Below are 17,158 nucleotides of genomic sequence, written 5' to 3' on the forward strand. Positions count from 1 at the left end.
GCCCGGACGACCCGATGTGATGGCGCTCCACTTCGAGCGTGACCGCCCCCGGCTGCGCGCCGTCGCGTACCGCATCCTCGGCTCCCTCGGCGAGGCCGACGACGCCCTCCAGGACGCGTGGCTGCGCGCCGACCGCGCGGACACCTCGCAGGTGGAGAACCTCTCCGGCTGGCTCACCACCGTCGTCGCCCGCGTCTGCCTCAACATGCTGCGCGCCCGCGACACCCGCCGTGAGGAGCCACTGGAGGAGGGGCCACGGACGGGAACGAGCGCCACCGACCCCGCCGAGGAGGCCCAGCTCGCCGACGAGGTCGGCATCGCGCTGCTGATCGTGCTGGACACCCTAGGGCCCGCCGAACGGCTCGCGTTCGTCCTGCACGACATGTTCGACGTCCCCTTCGACGACATCGCCGCGATGCTGGACAAGACCCCCGCCGCCACCCGTCAGCTGGCCAGCCGCGCCCGCCGCCGGGTCCGGGGCGTCCCCGTGCCCGACGCCGACCCGCCCCGTCGGCGCCGCGCCGTCGACGCGTACCTGGCGGCCACCCGGGGCGGCGACTTCGACGCGCTGGTCGCCCTGCTCCACCCGGACGTCGTCCTGCGCGCCGACGCGGCGGTCGTCCCGACGCCCGAGCCCTTCGCGGTCACCGGCGTCGAGCCGGTCGCGCGGGGTGCGATGGCCTCGATGGCGCGGGCGCGGTTCACCGGCGTGGTCCTGGTGGACGGCCGGGTCGGCCTGGCGATGGCCGAGCACGGCAGGCTGCGCGTGGTGCTCCGCTTCACCTTCGCGGACGACGACCGCATCGCCGGCATCGATGTGATCGCGGAGCCGAACCAGCTGAACAAACTGCTCATTTCAGGCATAGGCTGAGGCTGTACACGCCGCGTCGGCAGAAGAAGGTGAGTGCGATGCGCGTGCTGCTCAAGGCGACGCTGGACACCGAGAAGTCGAACGAGGTGATCCGCAGCGGCAGGATGGCGGACCTGATCAAGGAGACCGTCGACCACATCAAGCCGGAGGCCGCCTACTTCGGCACCGTCGACGGACGGCGGACCGCCCTGATGGTCTTCGACATGCAGGACAGCTCGCAGCTGCCGCCGATCGGAGAACCGTTCCTCATGGAGCTGAACGCCGAGGTCGACGTCTGCCCGATCATGAACGGCGACGACCTGGCGAAGGGGCTCTCCCAGCTCCGCTGACCGCCCGTCGGCAGGTCAGCTGAACACGATCATCGACCCCTGCGCCAGGCTCCGGGTGGCCGCCGCGTGCAGCCCCAGCCACACGTGCCGTTCCCGGGCGAAGGGGCCGGCCTCGTACGGCGCGGGAACGGCCGGCTCCTCCAGCTCCGTCGGGCCGGGCGGCGGCGCGGGCGGTGCCGGGGGGTTGGCCGGGTCGATGCCGAGGGCCGGGGCGACGGCCTCCAGCTCCCGCAGCAGGGTGTGCGAGGAGCCCAGGGGGCCGCCACCCGCCAGGAGTTCGTCGCTGGAGAGCGGGTGCGGGAAGTCGACGGGGACGTAGGCGCCCGCGTGGTCGTAGTGCCAGACCAGATGCGACTGCTGGGCCGTCGCCTCGAACATCTCCAGCAACTGCTCGTAGTCGCCGCCGAGTTCGTCCACCGGCGTCACCGGCAGTCCGCACACCTGGAGCAGGTACGCCCGGCGCAGGAAGTGCAGGGCGTCGTAGTCGAAACCGGCCACCGGCGCGACCTCGCCGGACAGCCCCGGCATGTACTGGTACACCGGCACCGGCGGCAGCCCGGCCTCGGCCAGCACCTTGTCGTACTGCGCGAGTTCCTCGGCGAAGGGGTTGTCCGGGGTGTGGCACAAGATGTCGACGAGCGGTACCAGCCACAGGTCACAGGCCAAAAGAGGGCTCCTCACACAGCACGGTGGTCAGGGCAGCGTAGTCGGTACGTGGTGCGCGGTCGTGTGGTGCGTGCAGGTCACATACCCATCTGGGGCCCGCCCACGACACATCGGGCGTTGGTCGTTGCGGTCACCGCGGTCATCGCCGGGCGAGGCGCTCGATCAGGGCGAGCGAGTGGGCGTTGTACGCGTCGATCAGCGCACGGGCGGCCGGTGCGTCGCGGCGGGCGAGGGCGTCGACCAGTTCGGTGTGCCCCGACCACAGGGTGCCGCGCAGGTCGCTGAGCCGGCGCAGGTGCTGCACCGTGCACACCCAGCTCTGCACGCGCAGCCGGTGCAGGAAGTCGGAGAGGTAGGGGTTGCCGAACAGCACGGCCAACTCGCGCCAGTAGCGCAGGTCGTAGCCGATGAGGACGGTCAGGTCCCCCGCCGCGGCGGCGCGCTGGGCCTCCTCGCCCCGCCGGCGGACCCCGGCGAGGGCGGCGGCGACCCGCGGGTCGTCCGGTTCCGGCCCGCCCCGCCGGGCGCCCTCCAGGGCGAGGAACATCCCGCCGATGACGAGACTGCGGGCCTCGACCATCCCCCGGAAGTCGTCGACCGAGTACTCGTGCACCCGGAACCCGCGGTGGTGGTCGGCGTCGAGCAGCCCCTGCGCGGACAGGTCCACCAGCGCCTCGCGCACGGGCGTCGCGGACACGCCGTACTGCTCGGCGATCTCCTTGACGGTGAACTCCTGCCCCGGCTGGAGCCGCCCGGACAGCACCTCGTCGCGGAGCGCGTCGGCGATCTGCTGCCGCAGGGTGCTGCGCGTGACGGCACCGGTGCGGCTGGGGCCGGGCATGGTCGGGCGGTCTCCTCGTCGCGTGCGCGTACACACACCTGTGGCGTGCTCGTACACGTGTCTACGGTGTACGAGCACGCCACCTTACGCGCTCGGGTCGCTTTCCTGCCCGTAAGCGGGCAGGCCCTTACTCGGTGTACTCGTCCGCCACGGACAGTGCCGTGTCCAGGGCCGCCAGGCCCTCCTTCAGCTCGGCCTCGGAGACGTTGCACGGCGGGACGACGTGGGTCCGGTTCATGTTCACGAACGGCCACACGCCGTGCGCCTTGGCCGAGGCGGCGAAGGCGGACATCGGGGTGGCCGCCTGCCCGGTCGCGTTGTAGGGCACCAGCGGCTCCCGGGTCTCCCGGTTCTTCACCAGCTCCAGCGCCCAGAACATGCCGGTGCCGCGCACGTCGCCGACGCTCGGGTGCCGCTCGGCCAGCTCCCGCAGCGCGGGCTCGACGACCTCGGCACCGAGCCGCGCCGCGTGCTCCACGATGCCCTCCTCCTCCATCACGTTGATGGTGGCGACGGCGGCGGCGCAGGCCAGCGGGTGACCGGAGTACGTCAGACCGCCCGGGTAGGGCCGCTCGGCGAACGTCGCGGCGATCTCGGCACAGATCGCGACGCCGCCCAGCGGGACGTAGCCCGAGTTCACGCCCTTGGCGAAGGTCATCAGGTCGGGCACGACGTCGTACAGGCCGGCGGCGAACCACGTACCGGTCCGCCCGAACCCGGCCATCACCTCGTCCAGCACGAAGACGATCCCGTACTTGTCGCAGATCTCCCGCACCCCGGCCAGGTAACCGGCCGGCGGCATCATGATCCCCGCCGTGCCCGGGATCGTCTCCAGGATGATCGCGGCGATCGTCCCCGGTCCCTCGAAGGCGATCGTCGTCTCCAGATGCTCCAGCGCCCGCGCGCACTCCTGCTCCTCGGTCTCGGCGTAGAAGCGCGAGCGGTACAGGAAGGGCGCCCAGAAGTGCACGGCACCGGCGGTGCCGCTGTCCGAGGCCCAGCGGCGCGGGTCGCCGGTGAGGTTGATCGCCTGCTGGGTGCCGCCGTGGTACGAGCGGTACGCCGACAGCACCTTCGGCCGGCCGGTGTGCAGCCGCGCCATGCGCACGGCGTGCTCGACGGCGTCCGCGCCGCCGTTGGTGAAGAAGATCTTGTCCAGGTCGCCGGGCGTCCGCTCGGCGATCAGCCGCGCCGCCTCGGAGCGCGCCTCGACGGCGAACGCGGGCGCGAAGGTCGTCATCCGCGCCGCCTGCTCCTGGATCGCGGCGACGACCTTGGGGTGCTGGTAGCCGATGTTGGTGTAGACGAGACCGCTGGCGAGGTCGAGGTAGCGCTTCCCTTCGTAGTCCCAGAAGTACGACCCCTCGGCGCCGGCGACGGCGAGCGGGTCGATGAGCTCCTGCGCGGACCAGGAGTGGAAGACGTGCGAGCGGTCCGCCGCCTTCACGGCGGCGCCGGCCTGGGGATCGGGCTGAGGGGTCATGCGGCCGAGGGTAGATGTCCGCGATGCGGAAACGGAATCGGCGTCCTGTCTGTGGACGGCGGCTTTCCGCGACAGGTTGTCGACGCGGTGCCGGTACCGTTCCGGTACCGCACGGCGGGCCCGTTACGGAACCGTAGAGATGGACCCGCTCCCCCTGCGTCCGCCCCGCACTATCCTCGGTCTGTTGCTCACGTGGCGGTTCACGTGCGGGGGAAGGCGGCGCGAAACATGCAGAAGCTCGGGGACGGGGACCCGCGGCACATCGGGGACTACCGGCTGCTGGGGAGGCTCGGCGCGGGAGGCATGGGCCACGTCTATCTGGCCCGCTCGGACCGTGGACGCACGGTCGCCGTGAAGCTGGTGCGCGAGGAACTGGCCGCGCAGGAGGAGTTCCGGGAGCGCTTCCGCAAGGAGGTCGAGTCCGCGCGGCGGGTCGGCGGCCACTGGACCGCGCCCGTACTGGACGCCGACACCGAGGCGGCCGTGCCCTGGGTGGCCACCGGGTACGTCGCGGGGCCCAGCCTCCAGCAGGTCGTGGGGCACGACCACGGTGCCCTGCCGGAACGCTCGGTGCGCACCCTGGCCGCCGGGCTCGCCCACGCCCTCCAGGACATCCACGCCGCCGGGATCATCCACCGCGACCTGAAGCCGTCCAACGTGCTCGTCACCATCGACGGCCCCCGGGTCATCGACTTCGGCATCGCGCGGGCCCTGCAGACGGTGACCGACGGCGGTCTCACCCGGACCGGCGCGCTGGTCGGCTCGCCCGGCTTCATGGCGCCCGAGCAGGTGCGCGGCGACCGCATCACGCCCGCCTGCGACGTCTTCTGCCTCGGCTCCGTCATCGCCTACGCCGCCACCGGCCAACTCCCCTTCGGCACCGCCAACAGCGGTGTGCACGCGCTGATGTTCCGCATCGCGCAGGAGGAGCCCGACCTCGACCGGGTGCCCGAGGGCATCGCCGACCTCGTGCGCGACTGCCTGAAGAAGGACCCCGCCGCCCGCCCGGGCCTCGCCGACGTACTGGCCCGCACCGGCGCCCAGGACACGGTCGCCGACGGCCGCTCCCGCGACCCGTGGCTGCCCGGCGCGCTGGTCGCCCAGCTCGGCCGGCACGCCGTACGGCTGCTGGACACGGAGAACCCGGAGTCACCGGCGGCGGCCCCGGAACCGTCGGGCCCGCCGCCGCCGCGCGAACCGGGCTCCGGCGCCCCGCTGAACCACCTCCCCACCCTCGTCGCGGGCCAGAATCCCCCGGCACCACCGCCGGTCGCCCCTCACGCCCACGTCCACGCCCCGGTCTACGGCGCGCCGCCGCCGTACGGCACACCGCCCTACGGGCCGCCGCCGTACGGCCCGCCGCACGAGCGGTCCGGGAGAGGCCGTTCCACCGCGCTCCTGGTCGTGGTCGCCCTGGTGGTGGCGCTGGGCGCCGGAGGCTCGGTGTACGCGCTGATGAGCGGCAAGGAGGACGGCGGCGAACGGGCCGGCGGCGACTCCACGACCACCGCGACGGCCTCCGTGTCCCAGGGACAGGACCCGACCCCGGACGGCTCGTCCCCGACGACGGAAGCTGACCGGCCCACCACCCCGGCGCCCCGGGACGGCATGATCCCGACGGCGTACCTGGGCACGTGGACCACGACCATCGACAACGCCTCCGGCGTCCACACCCGGCGGCTGACCATCCAGCAGGGCGAGGTCGGCGACACGGTCCTGTCCCTCGTCGCCGACGGCCCGGCGGGCGGCACCACCTACCACTGCGTCTTCGAGGCCGACCTGTCCACCGCCCCGGACTCCGACGGCCCCCTGCGCATCGGCCCCTCGACGGTCACGGTGGGCCCCGCCACCTCCTGCGCCCCGGGCGAGTCCACCACGGTCACCTTGCTCCCGGACGGCAGCCTGCGGCGGGTGAACAACGGCAACGGTGAGAGCCTGACGTACACCCGCCAGTAATCCCGCCCGAGCTGCGCCCACCCGCGACACCCACCCCCGGCCCACACCCACGCCGGTCACCGGCGAACCCCGGACCAGTCACCGCCGCTCAAACGCTCACCGCAGGCTCACTCTCACCGAGGCTCCGGCGGCCGCTGCCTCGGCATGTTCGGCCGAGCCCCGTTCGGCGCCACGGAGAACCGCCCCGGCCCGGCACCCCCCGCCTCGGACCGCCCCCCGCCCCCACCGACCGCCCCCCACTGCAACCCCAACGGCGCGACCCCACTCCGGAAGTCCACCATCCAGTCCGCCGTCTCCGCCCGCACCAGCTCCGTGACGTCCTCGGAGAACCGCCGCAGCACCCCCAGGCACCGCTCGGCCGCCTCGCTCGCCGTCCCGTCCGCCGGACCCAGCACCTCCCGCACGCTCTCCGACGCCCAGTCGAACTGGAGCACCTGAAGCCGCCGCTGCACCGCCTGCGCCGTGGCCACGTCCCGCATCCACCCGGACGTCACCCCGAAGTACCGGTCCCCGGCCACGCAGGCCACCGCGCACAGCAGCGCCAGATACCCCCAGGGCGCGGCCCCGCCCACGACCCCCGACATGTCCAGCAGCGGCAGCACCGCCCCGGCCAGCGCCCCCGCCGCGGCCCCGCACCGGAGCGCCACCGCGCCCCGCCGCTTCCGCACACGGTCCGCGAGATACCACGCCGCCGTGTCCAGCGCGCCCCGCTCCACCCACCGGTACAGCTCGTCCAGCCGTTCCGCCGGCAGCGACCAGTCCCCGTGCGGAAACGCCCGCCCGGCCAGGTCGCCCGGCCGGAGCCCGGCCACCCCCTCACCACCCCGTCCGTCGTGCGGCGGCCTCTCGGGCTGCATCTCCGGCTGACCCACCCGGCACTCCCTACTGCTCACCGTCCGTGACGACCACATGCGCCGGGAACCTTCCTACCGCCCAATGGGTGGCGAGGGTCCGGGTTCCGAGGGTTTTCCGCCCGGAAGAGGTCGTTGATCAGGTATAGGGCTCCCGAGGTATCACTCGAAAGAGTGCTGGGGCGAGGGCCGCACGGACCACGTAGGCTCGTGCCGAACGGCAAAACCCGCGGTGACCCCGCGACGACAGCGGCGACAGGAGCTGAACGTGATCCCCGGTGGTGGCCAGCCCAACATGCAGCAGCTGCTCCAGCAGGCCCAGAAGATGCAGCAGGACCTGGCGAAGGCCCAGGAGGAACTGGCGCAGACGGAGGTCGACGGCCAGTCCGGCGGCGGCCTGGTGAAGGCCACCGTCACCGGTTCCGGCGAGCTGCGCGGCCTCGTGATCGACCCGAAGGCGGTGGACCCGGAGGACACCGAGACCCTCGCCGACCTGGTCGTGGCGGCCGTCCAGGCGGCCAACGAGAACGCGCAGAACCTCCAGCAGCAGAAGCTCGGCCCGCTCGCCCAGGGGCTGGGCGGCGGCGGCATCCCCGGCCTGCCCTTCTGAGCCCGCCTTTCCCGGTTCGCCTTTCTCAGACCGGCCGAAGCCATCTACCGTACGTAGTGCAGGAACCTCAGGAAGGACGGCAGTCCGTTGTACGAAGGCGTGGTCCAGGACCTCATCGACGAACTCGGGCGGCTGCCCGGCGTCGGTCCCAAGAGCGCGCAGCGGATCGCCTTCCACGTCCTCCAGGCGGAACCGACCGACGTACGGCGGCTCGCCCAGGCCCTCATGGAAGTGAAGGCCAAGGTCCGCTTCTGCGCGACCTGCGGAAACGTCGCGCAGGAGGAGCAGTGCAACATCTGCCGCGACACCCGGCGCGACCCCGCGGTCATCTGCGTCGTGGAGGAGCCGAAGGACGTCGTCGCCATCGAGCGCACCCGTGAGTTCCGCGGGCGCTACCACGTGCTCGGTGGCGCGATCAGCCCGATCGACGGAGTCGGCCCCGACGACCTCCGTATCCGTGAACTGCTCGCCCGCCTCGCGGACGGCACGGTCACGGAACTCATCCTGGCCACGGACCCGAATCTGGAGGGCGAGGCCACGGCCACGTACCTCGCCCGCATGATCAAGCCCATGGGCCTCAAGGTCACCCGCCTGGCCAGCGGCCTCCCGGTGGGCGGCGACCTGGAATACGCGGACGAGGTGACCCTCGGCCGCGCCTTCGAGGGGAGACGACTCCTAGATGTCTGACGCCACGCTGCACGCGACGAACCAGAACCCGGACGACTTCGCGGTCCAGATCGCCGACCAGATCGAGAGCTTCCTGGTCGCCGTCACCGAGGTGGCGAAGGGTGACGAGCCGGACTCCGCCGTCCCCTTCCTCCTCCTGGAGGTCTCCCAGCTCATGCTGGCCGGCGGCCGCCTGGGCGCCCACGAGGACATCGTCCCCGACGAGCGCTACGAGCCCGACCCGGGTCCGGAACTCGACGTGGACGAACTCCGCGAGAACCTCGCCCGCCTCCTCGACCCCATCGACGTCTACTCCGAGGTTTTCGACCCCTACGAGCCGCGCAAGGCGCCCGTCCCGGCCCGTATCTCCGACGACCTCACCGACGTCATCACCGACCTCCGCCACGGCATGGCCCACTACAAGGCGGGCCGCACCACGGAAGCCCTGTGGTGGTGGCAGTTCTCCTACTTCTCCAACTGGGGCTCCACCGCCTCCGCCACCCTGCGCGCCCTCCAGTCCGTCGTCGCCCACGTCCGCCTCAACCAGCCCCTGGAGGAGCTGGACGGCCTCGACACCGACCAGGGCCTCGGCGACGACACCCTGGAGACGGAGGCCGGCCGGGTCATGGTGGAGGAGATCGCGGGACCGCTGGGGCTGCGGCCGGTCAAGTAGCGGCCGTCCCGGCGCCGGGGGCGAGCAGCGCCCGCGCGATCCGTTCGTAGCGGGGCCGCTTCTCCTCGTTCCGGTCCGCGTGCCGTACCGCGCAGTCGCGGGCCTGGTCCGTCGCCTCGGCGCCCCGGTCCAGCAGCAGGAGCACCACCTCGAGCTGCCCGTGGCACGCGGCCCACTCGAGAGCCGTCCGGTTCTTCATGGCCCGGTCTTCGGGGTCCGCCCCACGGTCCAGGAGCAGGGCGACGGTCTCGGTATGGTTCCCGCCCGCCGCCAGCACCAGCGGGGTGTACGGAATCCTGTCCTGCGCTCCCATGGACACCCCGGCGTCGAGGAACGCCGCGACGGCGTCCGTGCTCCCGTACATCGCCGCGCACGTGAGCGGGGTGAGGTCGTGGTAGGGCCCGGCGTGCGCCGCCGTGTCCGCCCCGGCCGCGAGCAGGATCCGTACGACGTCGGCGTGATTCTCCTGGGCGGCCAGGTCCAGCGCGGGCCGCGCGTCGTCGTCGAGGGCACCCACGGGGACACCGGCGCCCAGCAGCCGGGTCACCGCCTCCGCGTCCCCGTCCCGCGCCGCCTGCGGCAACTGGTTGGAACGCGGCGCGGGCAGTCTGTTCGCTGGTTTCGTCATACGGCGATCATGCGGTGCCCGGCGTCTCCGCCTCTGCGTGGTCGGCCTTCATCGCCGCAGTTCAGCCCGGAGCTTGAGCCCCGGGATCCGAGCTTTTCCCTTGGTTTTGTGGTCTGGTTGAAACACCCAACCAACCAAGTCTGTACGTGAGTTGACGCGCCGTACCTCGTAAGGGTGACGTTCCGTGATCGGCTTGCGTCGCTGCGTCAAGCCGCCCTAGGTTCGCGGCATATGACCGGCAAATGAGTCGGCCCCGGCGGTGCGCCAACACCAATCCGGGACCTGACCTACGCATCGAAGGAACCAGCTCCGATGGTGGCTTGCGCCAACCTTAGTCCCGCCCTCCCCGCCCCGTCCCACCCCATGGCCAATCCGGGCTACGGAAAACGCCTCGCGGGCGACGAAGACCCGCACGCGGACCCGGACTTCGCACACCTGAGCCCGCGTGAGGCGGAGATCGCCGTCTTCGTGGACCACCTCGACGACGGTCACGCGATGGGCCACAAGGTCCTCGCGGCACAGCACCCCCGCTACGGCCAGCAGGCGGTGCGCACGTCCCTCGGCCGCCTCGCCGACGCCGGCCACCTGCGCTGGATCAGGGAGCACATCACCGTCGAGGACAACACCATGCGGTGGGTCACGCGGACGTACTGGTCGCGTACGCGCAGGTCGAATGAGTGGTGGGAGGAGTTCGCGCGGGAGCGGAAGGGCCGGATCGTGCCCGGCGACCTCGGTCCCGGCCTCGCCCGGACCGACGAGCCCGAGCTGCCGGAACCGGAGGCCGACCAGCAGTCCGAACCTGAGCCCGAGCCCGACTCCGAGGCCTCCACCTCGTACCTCACCTTCGCCGGAATCCGCGAGGCGGACCCCCGTATGTCCCTGTCCGCGTCCGACTGCCGGTCCCTCGCCTCGCTGGCGGGGGAGTGGCTGTCGCGCGGGGCGACGCCCGGGGACATCACCCGCGCGGTGACCGAGGGGCTGCCCTCGACCGTGAACAACCCGGGCGGACTCGCCCGCAACCGACTGGAGAACAAGATGCCCCCGAAGAAGGCGAAGATCCGCCAGAAGGCCGCCCCGCGCCGGGCCCGCGTGACCCGCGCGGTCATGGCCTGCATGGACTGTGACGCGGACGAGCGGACGACGGAGATCAAGGGCGGCATGTGCCCCGACTGCCGCGCCGAGTTCGAGGCGGCCGTGGCCGCCGAGGAGGCCGGTCTGCTGGACGTCGGCTACGTGCCGGACACGTTCCTGGCAGTCCCCGACGCGGTGTACGAGGTCGTGGACGTTCCCCGCCGCGCGGCGGAGGTGCGCGCGGCGGCCGGCCTGCCGCCGAGGGCGGAGCGGGCGCTGTGAGCGTGCAGGAGGCGCCGGCCGGGGCACCATGGTGTCGAGGAGGCGACGCCATGAGCCCTAGGACCGAGCACCGGCCCCAGATGTCCGTCGAGGAGTTCGAGGAGTTCGAACGCCATGCCCCGGAGTCCGTGTGGCTGGAGTTCATTCACGGAAAGGTCGTGGTCAAGCCCATGGCGGACGGCAACCACCGCGAGATGATCGCGTGGCTGCAACGGGTGTGCGTGCAGCACCGGCCGGACCTGTGGCTGCACGCAGAGAGTGGGCTGCAGACGGAGAGGTACCGAAAGGGGCGAGCCCGCGCGGACGGCGTGCTGGTGCGCGTGGGTGGCTTGAAGGGCCACGGTGAATGGTCCGAGGCTGAGGGAGCTCTCATGGCCGTGGAGATCACGTCCTACGACTCCGACACCAACCGGCGCGACCGAGTAGAGAAGCCCGACGCATACGCCGCCGCAGGCATCCCCGTCTATCTCCTCGTCGACCGGGACGACTGCACGGTCACGGTGTTCACCGAGCCGAAGGACGGCCGCTACCGCACGCAGGTGAACAGCGCCTTCGGCGCCCCCGTCCACCTCCCCGCCCCCGTCGACATCACCCTCGACACCGAGCCCCTCAAAGACCTGGCGGACTGACGTCTCTCACTTGTGAACGTGTGACACACGGCACTTTCCCGAGTGACCCGCGCCGCGATGGGCATGAGCCAGCCTGAGCGAGTACCCGGGTCTCACCATGCGATACCGCAGAGGCGAAACCCGGACGCTCGGTAAAATGAGCCGACCGCAGTACATATACGTACGTGCGGAAAGAGACGGATTGAGCGAGGAGCGCACGTGGGCCTTGTCGTGCAGAAGTACGGAGGCTCCTCCGTAGCCGATGCCGAAGGCATCAAGCGCGTCGCCAAGCGGATCGTGGAAGCGAAGAAGAACGGCAACCAGGTGGTCGCCGTCGTTTCCGCGATGGGCGACACGACGGACGAGCTGATCGATCTCGCCGAGCAGGTTTCCCCGATCCCTGCCGGGCGCGAACTCGACATGCTGCTGACCGCCGGGGAGCGTATCTCCATGGCGCTGCTGGCCATGGCGATCAAAAACCTGGGTCACGAGGCCCAGTCGTTCACCGGCAGCCAGGCCGGAGTCATCACCGACTCGGTCCACAACAAGGCGCGCATCATCGACGTGACGCCGGGGCGCATCAAGACCTCGGTGGACGAGGGCAACGTCGCCATCGTGGCCGGCTTCCAGGGCGTCAGCCAGGACAGCAAGGACATCACCACGCTGGGGCGCGGCGGGTCCGACACGACGGCCGTCGCTCTCGCCGCCGCGCTCGACGCGGACGTCTGTGAGATCTACACCGACGTGGACGGCGTGTTCACCGCCGACCCGCGCGTGGTGAAGAAGGCGAAGAAGATCGACTGGATCTCCTTCGAGGACATGCTGGAGCTCGCGGCCTCCGGTTCCAAGGTGCTGCTCCACCGCTGTGTGGAGTACGCCCGCCGGTACAACATCCCGATCCACGTCCGGTCCAGCTTCAGCGGACTGCAGGGCACGTGGGTGAGCAGCGAGCCGATCAAGCAAGGGGAAAAGCACGTGGAGCAGGCCATGATCTCCGGTGTCGCGCACGACACCTCCGAGGCCAAGGTCACCGTCGTCGGTGTCCCGGACAAGCCGGGCGAGGCCGCCGCGATCTTCCGGGCGATCGCCGACGCCCAGGTCAACATCGACATGGTCGTGCAGAACGTGTCCGCCGCCTCCACCGGCCTGACGGACATCTCCTTCACCCTGCCGAAGACCGAGGGCCGCAAGGCCATCGACGCGCTGGAGAAGAACCGCGCGGGCATCGGCTTCGACTCGCTGCGCTACGACGACCAGATCGGCAAGATCTCGCTGGTCGGCGCCGGGATGAAGAGCAACCCGGGCGTCACCGCCGACTTCTTCACCGCGCTCTCCGAGTCCGGCGTGAACATCGAGCTGATCTCGACCTCCGAGATCCGTATCTCGGTCGTCACTCGCAAGGACGACGTGAACGAGGCCGTCCGCGCCGTGCACACGGCCTTCGGGCTGGACTCCGACAGCGACGAGGCCGTGGTCTACGGAGGCACCGGGCGCTGATGGTCGACATCGCGGGTGCCGGGCGCACCGGGCGGCCGACCCTGGCCGTCGTGGGAGCGACCGGCGCCGTCGGTGCGGTCATGCTCCAGATCCTGTCCCAGCACGCGGACGTCTGGGGTGACATCCGTCTGATCGCCTCCCCGCGCTCGGCCGGCCGCAAGCTGGCCGTGCGCGGGGAGGAGGTCGAGGTCGTCGCGCTGAGCGAAGAGGCCTTCGACGGGGTCGACGTCGCCATGTTCGACGTGCCCGACGAGGTCTCCGCGCAGTGGGCGCCGGTCGCCGCCGCCAAGGGTGTGGTGGTGATCGACAACTCGGGCGCGTTCCGGATGGACCCGGACGTGCCCCTTGTCGTGCCCGAGGTCAATCCGCACGCGGTGCGGATGCGGCCGCGCGGGATCGTGGCCAACCCGAACTGCACGACGCTGTCCATGATCGTGGCGCTGGGCGCGCTGCACGCCGAGTTCGGGCTGCGCGAGCTGGTGGTCTCGTCGTACCAGGCGGTGAGCGGGGCCGGGCGGGACGGTGTTCAGACGCTGCGCCGGCAGCTGTCCCTGGTGGCCGGGACCGAGTTGGGGACCCACCCCGGTGACGTGCGGCGGGCCGTCGGCGACGACACCGGGCCGTTTCCGGAGCCGGTCGCGCTGAACGTCGTACCGTGGGCCGGCTCGGCGCGCGAGGACGGCTGGTCCTCGGAGGAGATGAAGGTCCGGGACGAGTCCCGGAAGATCCTCGGGCTGCCGCACCTCCCGGTGGCGGTGACGTGCGTACGGGTGCCGGTCGTCACCACGCACTCGCTGACCGTCCACGCCCGCTTCGAGGGCGAGGTGACGGTCGACAAGGCCCGGGAGATCCTGGCCACCGCGCCCGGTGTCGTCCTGTTCGACAACCCGGCCGCGGGGGAGTTCCCGACCCCCGCCGACGTCGTCGGCACCGATCCGACGTGGGTCGGACGGGTGCGGCGGGCCCTGGACGACCCGACGGCGTTGGAGCTCTTCGTCTGCGGGGACAACCTGCGCAAGGGGGCCGCGCTGAACACGGCGCAGATCGCGGAGCTGGTCGCCGCCGAGTTCGACTGAGATGTGATCCGGAAGTTGGTCCGGACTACTTGTATCGGACACCTGTGGCATCAGAGGATTTCCTCTCCGCCCTCCGCAACCATGCGGAGGGCGGCAAGCGTCATTGCGGTCACCCATCAGGGCGCGAAGGCGTGCGGTCGGCGTGGGGACGTCGAGGGCGGGCGTGGGGACGCTCGTTCACATGGGATATAGGGGAAGAGCGGGACAATGAGGGCCTATGACGCACCGTCAGCCGGGCTGCCGCCCGGCGGGCGCGGGAACGTGACGCCCGGCACGTACAACCCTCACGGGGGTGGGCGTGTCCAACTGGCGTGGCAGAGGTACTCGATTTCCCCGCGACAGCGCGTGGCCCCGCCGTGCGGCCACCCGTCCGGCCCGTCCGTCCCCGAGTGGCCGGTCCGGCCGGTGGCATGCCGGTGATCGCGCCCATGCCCGCAGCGCGGCCGGCCCGCATATCGAACCAGCGCGACGGCGCGGAGGACGCGGCGGCGGGTACCACCGTCGACCACCTCACCGAGACGTACCGGACGCACTACCGGTCGCTGCTCGGCCTCGCCGCCCTCCTCCTCGACGACACCGCCTCCTGCGAGGACGTCGTCCAGGAGGCCTTCATCCGCGTCCACTCGGCGCGCAAACGTGTCCGCGACCCGGAGAAGACCCTGGCCTACCTGCGCCAGACGGTCGTCAATCTCTCGCGCTCGGCGCTGCGCCGCCGCATCCTCGGCCTCAAGCTGCTCTCCAAGCCCATGCCGGACATGGCGAGCGCGGAGGAGGGTGCCTACGACCAGCTGGAGCGGGACTCCCTGATCAAGGCGATGAAGGGACTGCAGCGCCGCCAGCGCGAGGTGCTGGTGCTGCGCTACTTCGCCGACATGACCGAGGCGCAGACGGCCGAGGCGCTCGGCATATCCCTCGGCTCGGTCAAGGCCTACGGCTCGCGCGGCATCGCGGCGCTCAGGGTGGCCATGGAGGCACCGGCATGAGCGACGGTCACGACGCACGGCGCGGGGACCGCGACGAGTACAAGCACACGCACGCTGGGAACGGAACTGTGAATCACGGCCCCGACGGGGACGGCCCCGAACCCCGGGAGCCCGGCGGACTCGACCCCGACGAGCTGGTCCTGCGCAGGATGCTGCACCAGGCGGTCCGGGACGTGGAGCCGAGCGACGGCACCCTGGAGCACCTGCGCCGCGCGGTACCCGCCCGCAGGGCCCGCAAGCGTCAGGCCGTCGTCGGCGTGGCGGCCGCCGCCCTCTTCATCGGCACGGCGGTACCGGCCCTCGTGCACGTGTCCAAGACCACCGGCCCGGGGGCCGACCCCTCCGTCGCCGGTCACGCTTCGCAGGCGCAGGGCGGTGCCTCCCAGGGCAAGGACCCGGCCGGCGGCCAGAGCGGCATCGCCGGTTCCGGGGGGACGGCCGAGGGCAAGGAGAAGGGCGACCCCGAGAAGCAGCCCGAGGACAAGGAGAGCGGTGCCGCGACGGGCACCGCCCCCGGCACCGACCCGTCCGCGAGCGCCCCCGCCGATGTGCCCGTGTGCTCGGCCGACCAGCTCGGCCCGGCCGTCGCGAGCAGCGCGGGACCCGACTCGACGGGTGTGGTCTACGGCTCCTTCCGGGTCACCAACGTCTCCTCCCGGGACTGCACCGTCGGCGGCCCCGGCACTCTGCTCACCACCTCGCAGGGCGCGGCGGACGCCACCAAGGTCGGCACCGCACGGCACGTGGCCGGAGACCCGGCGGCCGGACTGTCCGACCCGTCCCTGGAGACCACCTCGCTGACCCTGGCGCCCGCCTCCGCCTACGAGGTGCAGTTCGCCTGGGTGCCCTCGGAGACCTGCCCCACCACCGGGACCACCACGGGCGGCAGCACCGGCAAACCCTCGCCCGACCCCTCGCCCACCGGCGAGACGACCGCGGCGGGCGGCACCTCCACGGGCGGCGACGAGGCGACCGCCTCCGGCACCACGACCCAGCTGCTCACCGCGGACGGCAAGGCCGACGGGAGCGTGTCGGTGACGTACACCCCGGAGGGCGGCTCGGGCTCGGCGACGGCGACGGTGACCGACGCGTGCGCGGGCACCGTGTACTGGACGGGCGTGCTGGCCGCGTCATAGCCGACGCGGCCCGGGCGCACCGTCCGGTGCCTGTCCGGCGTCAGACGCCGGACGGGCTGGGCTGCGGCTTGCGCTCGCCCTCCGCGTCCCGGTCCTCGTCCTCCGGGACCAGCCCCAGCTCCGCGTCCCTGGCGAGCTCGACCTCGCGGCGCAGCAGCCGGAACCACATGAAGATCACGAAGCCCACGAAGGCGAACCACTCGGCGGTGTAGCCGAGGTTCTGGAACGCCTTCAGGTCCAGCCCCGTGCCCTGCGGCGCGCTCACGGGCACGGCCCGCATCCCGGAGTCGCCCTCGTTGAGCGTCACCCACGCGTCGTAGACGTCGTACGGCACCAGGTTCAGCAGCGTCGCGGCACTGATCGCGCCGGTCTGCCCCTCCGGCCAGCCGGAGCGGCCGCTCACGCCGTTGCTGCCGACCGACTCGGCGGCCTGGAGGGCTCCGGTGACGGTCACCCGGCCGGTGGGAGGGGCCGGGACCTTCGCCGTGTCGGGATCGCCGGACAGCCAACCGCGCACGACCGGCAGTGCCTTGCCGTCGTCGGTGCGCAGCAGCGTGAGGACGTAGAAGCCCTCGCGGTCGTCCAGCTTCCGCTCCGGGACCAGCAGCTGGTCGGCGTAGCGGCCGCTCACCGTCGTCTGGTCGCCGACCGTGGCCTTGTCCACGGGCAGCAGCTCCGTCAGCGGCCGGGCCGCCTCCCGGCGCGCCGGATCCTGTGGGGCGGTGGCCGTCTCGTGGTCCTGGACCCGGTCCTCGAACCGGCCCAGCTGCCACGAACCCATGAAGATGCAGAAGGGGATGGCCAGGACGACGAAGACGTTGATCCCCCACCAGCGGGGCGTCAGCAGAAACCGGTACACGCCCTCCACGGTACGGGGCGCACCCCGGTGGCCCCGCCGCGGGGCTGTGGAAAACCTGGGGGAGTGCGGCGG

General features: G+C 71.8%; 18 protein-coding genes. 12 read left to right on the forward strand and 6 right to left on the reverse strand.

Annotation, left to right across the window (positions count from 1 at the left end; translation table 11 throughout):
- Window positions 1-19: 19 nt before the first annotated feature.
- Window positions 20-871, forward strand: coding sequence for a sigma-70 family RNA polymerase sigma factor (locus tag AMK11_RS13035; RefSeq protein WP_198941361.1), 852 nt, complete (start codon window positions 20-22; stop codon window positions 869-871).
- A gap of 38 nt (window positions 872-909) precedes the next feature.
- Window positions 910-1,200 carry a hypothetical protein gene (locus AMK11_RS13040; RefSeq protein WP_073726459.1) on the forward strand — a complete coding sequence of 97 codons (291 nt, stop codon included), beginning with the start codon at window positions 910-912 and terminating at the stop codon, window positions 1,198-1,200.
- A 15-nt stretch (window positions 1,201-1,215) separates the two neighbouring features.
- On the opposite strand, the gene AMK11_RS13045 is transcribed toward AMK11_RS13040, so the two are convergent.
- The 3 genes from AMK11_RS13045 to AMK11_RS13055 all read right to left on the reverse strand — a co-directional run bounded on the left by AMK11_RS13045 (window position 1,216) and on the right by AMK11_RS13055 (window position 4,190).
- Window positions 1,216-1,866 (reverse strand): hypothetical protein, encoded by a 651-nt coding sequence (locus tag AMK11_RS13045; RefSeq protein ID WP_073726461.1) that lies wholly within the window; start codon window positions 1,864-1,866, stop codon window positions 1,216-1,218.
- A 139-nt stretch (window positions 1,867-2,005) separates the two neighbouring features.
- Window positions 2,006-2,707, reverse strand: coding sequence for a GntR family transcriptional regulator (locus tag AMK11_RS13050; protein WP_073726463.1), 702 nt, complete (start codon window positions 2,705-2,707; stop codon window positions 2,006-2,008).
- A gap of 127 nt (window positions 2,708-2,834) precedes the next feature.
- A complete protein-coding gene (locus AMK11_RS13055) occupies window positions 2,835-4,190 on the reverse strand; it encodes an aspartate aminotransferase family protein (protein WP_073726465.1) in 1,356 nt (451 codons plus the stop codon).
- A gap of 228 nt (window positions 4,191-4,418) precedes the next feature.
- On the opposite strand from AMK11_RS13055, the gene AMK11_RS13060 reads away from it, so the two are divergent.
- Complete coding sequence (locus AMK11_RS13060) at window positions 4,419-6,146, forward strand: serine/threonine-protein kinase (RefSeq protein ID WP_073726467.1); 1,728 nt, start codon at window positions 4,419-4,421, stop codon at window positions 6,144-6,146.
- Window positions 6,147-6,259: 113 nt separating this feature from the next.
- Here the strand turns inward: AMK11_RS13060 and AMK11_RS13065 are convergent, their stop codons facing one another.
- The gene (locus AMK11_RS13065) at window positions 6,260-7,018 is read right to left on the reverse strand and encodes an SLATT domain-containing protein (RefSeq protein ID WP_073726469.1); all 759 of its coding nucleotides are present in this window, start codon (window positions 7,016-7,018) and stop codon (window positions 6,260-6,262) included.
- Between the two features lie 247 nt (window positions 7,019-7,265).
- Between AMK11_RS13065 and AMK11_RS13070 the strand changes: the two genes are divergently transcribed.
- The 3 genes from AMK11_RS13070 (at window position 7,266) to AMK11_RS13080 (ending at window position 8,946) form a co-directional block, all read left to right on the forward strand.
- Window positions 7,266-7,607 carry a YbaB/EbfC family nucleoid-associated protein gene (locus AMK11_RS13070; protein WP_073726471.1) on the forward strand — a complete coding sequence of 114 codons (342 nt, stop codon included), beginning with the start codon at window positions 7,266-7,268 and terminating at the stop codon, window positions 7,605-7,607.
- 87 nt (window positions 7,608-7,694) lie between these two features.
- Entirely contained in the window at window positions 7,695-8,294 is a 600-nt protein-coding gene (gene recR / locus AMK11_RS13075) for a recombination mediator RecR (protein WP_073726473.1), read from the forward strand.
- Window positions 8,287-8,946, forward strand: a complete 660-nt coding sequence (locus AMK11_RS13080) for a DUF5063 domain-containing protein (RefSeq protein WP_073726475.1) — start codon at window positions 8,287-8,289, stop codon at window positions 8,944-8,946. Before recR ends, AMK11_RS13080 begins: the two co-directional genes overlap by 8 nt.
- Here the strand turns inward: AMK11_RS13080 and AMK11_RS13085 are convergent.
- Window positions 8,939-9,574 carry an ankyrin repeat domain-containing protein gene (locus AMK11_RS13085; protein ID WP_073726477.1) on the reverse strand — a complete coding sequence of 212 codons (636 nt, stop codon included), beginning with the start codon at window positions 9,572-9,574 and terminating at the stop codon, window positions 8,939-8,941. The two genes, AMK11_RS13080 and AMK11_RS13085, sit on opposite strands and share 8 nt — an antisense overlap.
- Window positions 9,575-9,937: 363 nt before the next feature.
- Here AMK11_RS13085 and AMK11_RS13090 point away from each other — a divergent pair, with 363 nt between their 5' ends.
- The 6 genes from AMK11_RS13090 (at window position 9,938) to AMK11_RS13115 (ending at window position 16,227) form a co-directional block, all read left to right on the forward strand.
- Entirely contained in the window at window positions 9,938-10,927 is a 990-nt protein-coding gene (locus AMK11_RS13090; RefSeq protein ID WP_073726479.1) for a hypothetical protein, read from the forward strand.
- A gap of 50 nt (window positions 10,928-10,977) precedes the next feature.
- Window positions 10,978-11,556: a Uma2 family endonuclease gene (locus AMK11_RS13095; RefSeq protein WP_073726481.1), complete on the forward strand. Its 579-nt coding sequence runs from the start codon at window positions 10,978-10,980 to the stop codon at window positions 11,554-11,556.
- 198 nt (window positions 11,557-11,754) lie between these two features.
- Window positions 11,755-13,032, forward strand: coding sequence for an aspartate kinase (locus tag AMK11_RS13100; protein WP_073726483.1), 1,278 nt, complete (start codon window positions 11,755-11,757; stop codon window positions 13,030-13,032).
- Window positions 13,032-14,108: an aspartate-semialdehyde dehydrogenase gene (locus AMK11_RS13105; RefSeq protein WP_073726485.1), complete on the forward strand. Its 1,077-nt coding sequence runs from the start codon at window positions 13,032-13,034 to the stop codon at window positions 14,106-14,108. The genes AMK11_RS13100 and AMK11_RS13105 overlap by 1 nt, the downstream gene beginning before the upstream one ends.
- Window positions 14,109-14,518: 410 nt before the next feature.
- On the forward strand, window positions 14,519-15,091 hold the full coding sequence (locus AMK11_RS13110) for a SigE family RNA polymerase sigma factor (protein WP_073726487.1): 573 nt from the start codon (window positions 14,519-14,521) through the stop codon (window positions 15,089-15,091).
- Window positions 15,088-16,227: a hypothetical protein gene (locus tag AMK11_RS13115; protein ID WP_241846958.1), complete on the forward strand. Its 1,140-nt coding sequence runs from the start codon at window positions 15,088-15,090 to the stop codon at window positions 16,225-16,227. Before AMK11_RS13110 ends, AMK11_RS13115 begins: the two co-directional genes overlap by 4 nt.
- Window positions 16,228-16,267: 40 nt before the next feature.
- Here AMK11_RS13115 and AMK11_RS13120 read toward each other — a convergent pair whose 3' ends face one another.
- On the reverse strand, window positions 16,268-17,086 hold the full coding sequence (locus AMK11_RS13120) for an SURF1 family protein (RefSeq protein WP_338012645.1): 819 nt from the start codon (window positions 17,084-17,086) through the stop codon (window positions 16,268-16,270).
- Window positions 17,087-17,158 lie beyond the last annotated feature (72 nt).

This window comes from Streptomyces sp. CB02414 (assembly GCF_001905385.1).
Classification (GTDB): domain Bacteria; phylum Actinomycetota; class Actinomycetes; order Streptomycetales; family Streptomycetaceae; genus Streptomyces.

Coding starts and splice junctions, on each gene's coding strand:
- AMK11_RS13095 (WP_073726481.1), top strand. CDS start 10,978: ATGAGCCCTAGGACCGAGCACCGGCCCCAGATGTCCGTCGAGGAGTTC.
- AMK11_RS13115 (WP_241846958.1), top strand. CDS start 15,088: ATGAGCGACGGTCACGACGCACGGCGCGGGGACCGCGACGAGTACAAG.
- AMK11_RS13055 (WP_073726465.1), bottom strand. CDS start 4,190: ATGACCCCTCAGCCCGATCCCCAGGCCGGCGCCGCCGTGAAGGCGGCG.
- AMK11_RS13040 (WP_073726459.1), top strand. CDS start 910: ATGCGCGTGCTGCTCAAGGCGACGCTGGACACCGAGAAGTCGAACGAG.
- AMK11_RS13080 (WP_073726475.1), top strand. CDS start 8,287: ATGTCTGACGCCACGCTGCACGCGACGAACCAGAACCCGGACGACTTC.
- AMK11_RS13035 (WP_198941361.1), top strand. CDS start 20: ATGGCGCTCCACTTCGAGCGTGACCGCCCCCGGCTGCGCGCCGTCGCG.
- AMK11_RS13060 (WP_073726467.1), top strand. CDS start 4,419: ATGCAGAAGCTCGGGGACGGGGACCCGCGGCACATCGGGGACTACCGG.
- AMK11_RS13090 (WP_073726479.1), top strand. CDS start 9,938: ATGGCCAATCCGGGCTACGGAAAACGCCTCGCGGGCGACGAAGACCCG.
- AMK11_RS13105 (WP_073726485.1), top strand. CDS start 13,032: ATGGTCGACATCGCGGGTGCCGGGCGCACCGGGCGGCCGACCCTGGCC.
- AMK11_RS13085 (WP_073726477.1), bottom strand. CDS start 9,574: ATGACGAAACCAGCGAACAGACTGCCCGCGCCGCGTTCCAACCAGTTG.
- AMK11_RS13110 (WP_073726487.1), top strand. CDS start 14,519: ATGCCGGTGATCGCGCCCATGCCCGCAGCGCGGCCGGCCCGCATATCG.
- AMK11_RS13050 (WP_073726463.1), bottom strand. CDS start 2,707: ATGCCCGGCCCCAGCCGCACCGGTGCCGTCACGCGCAGCACCCTGCGG.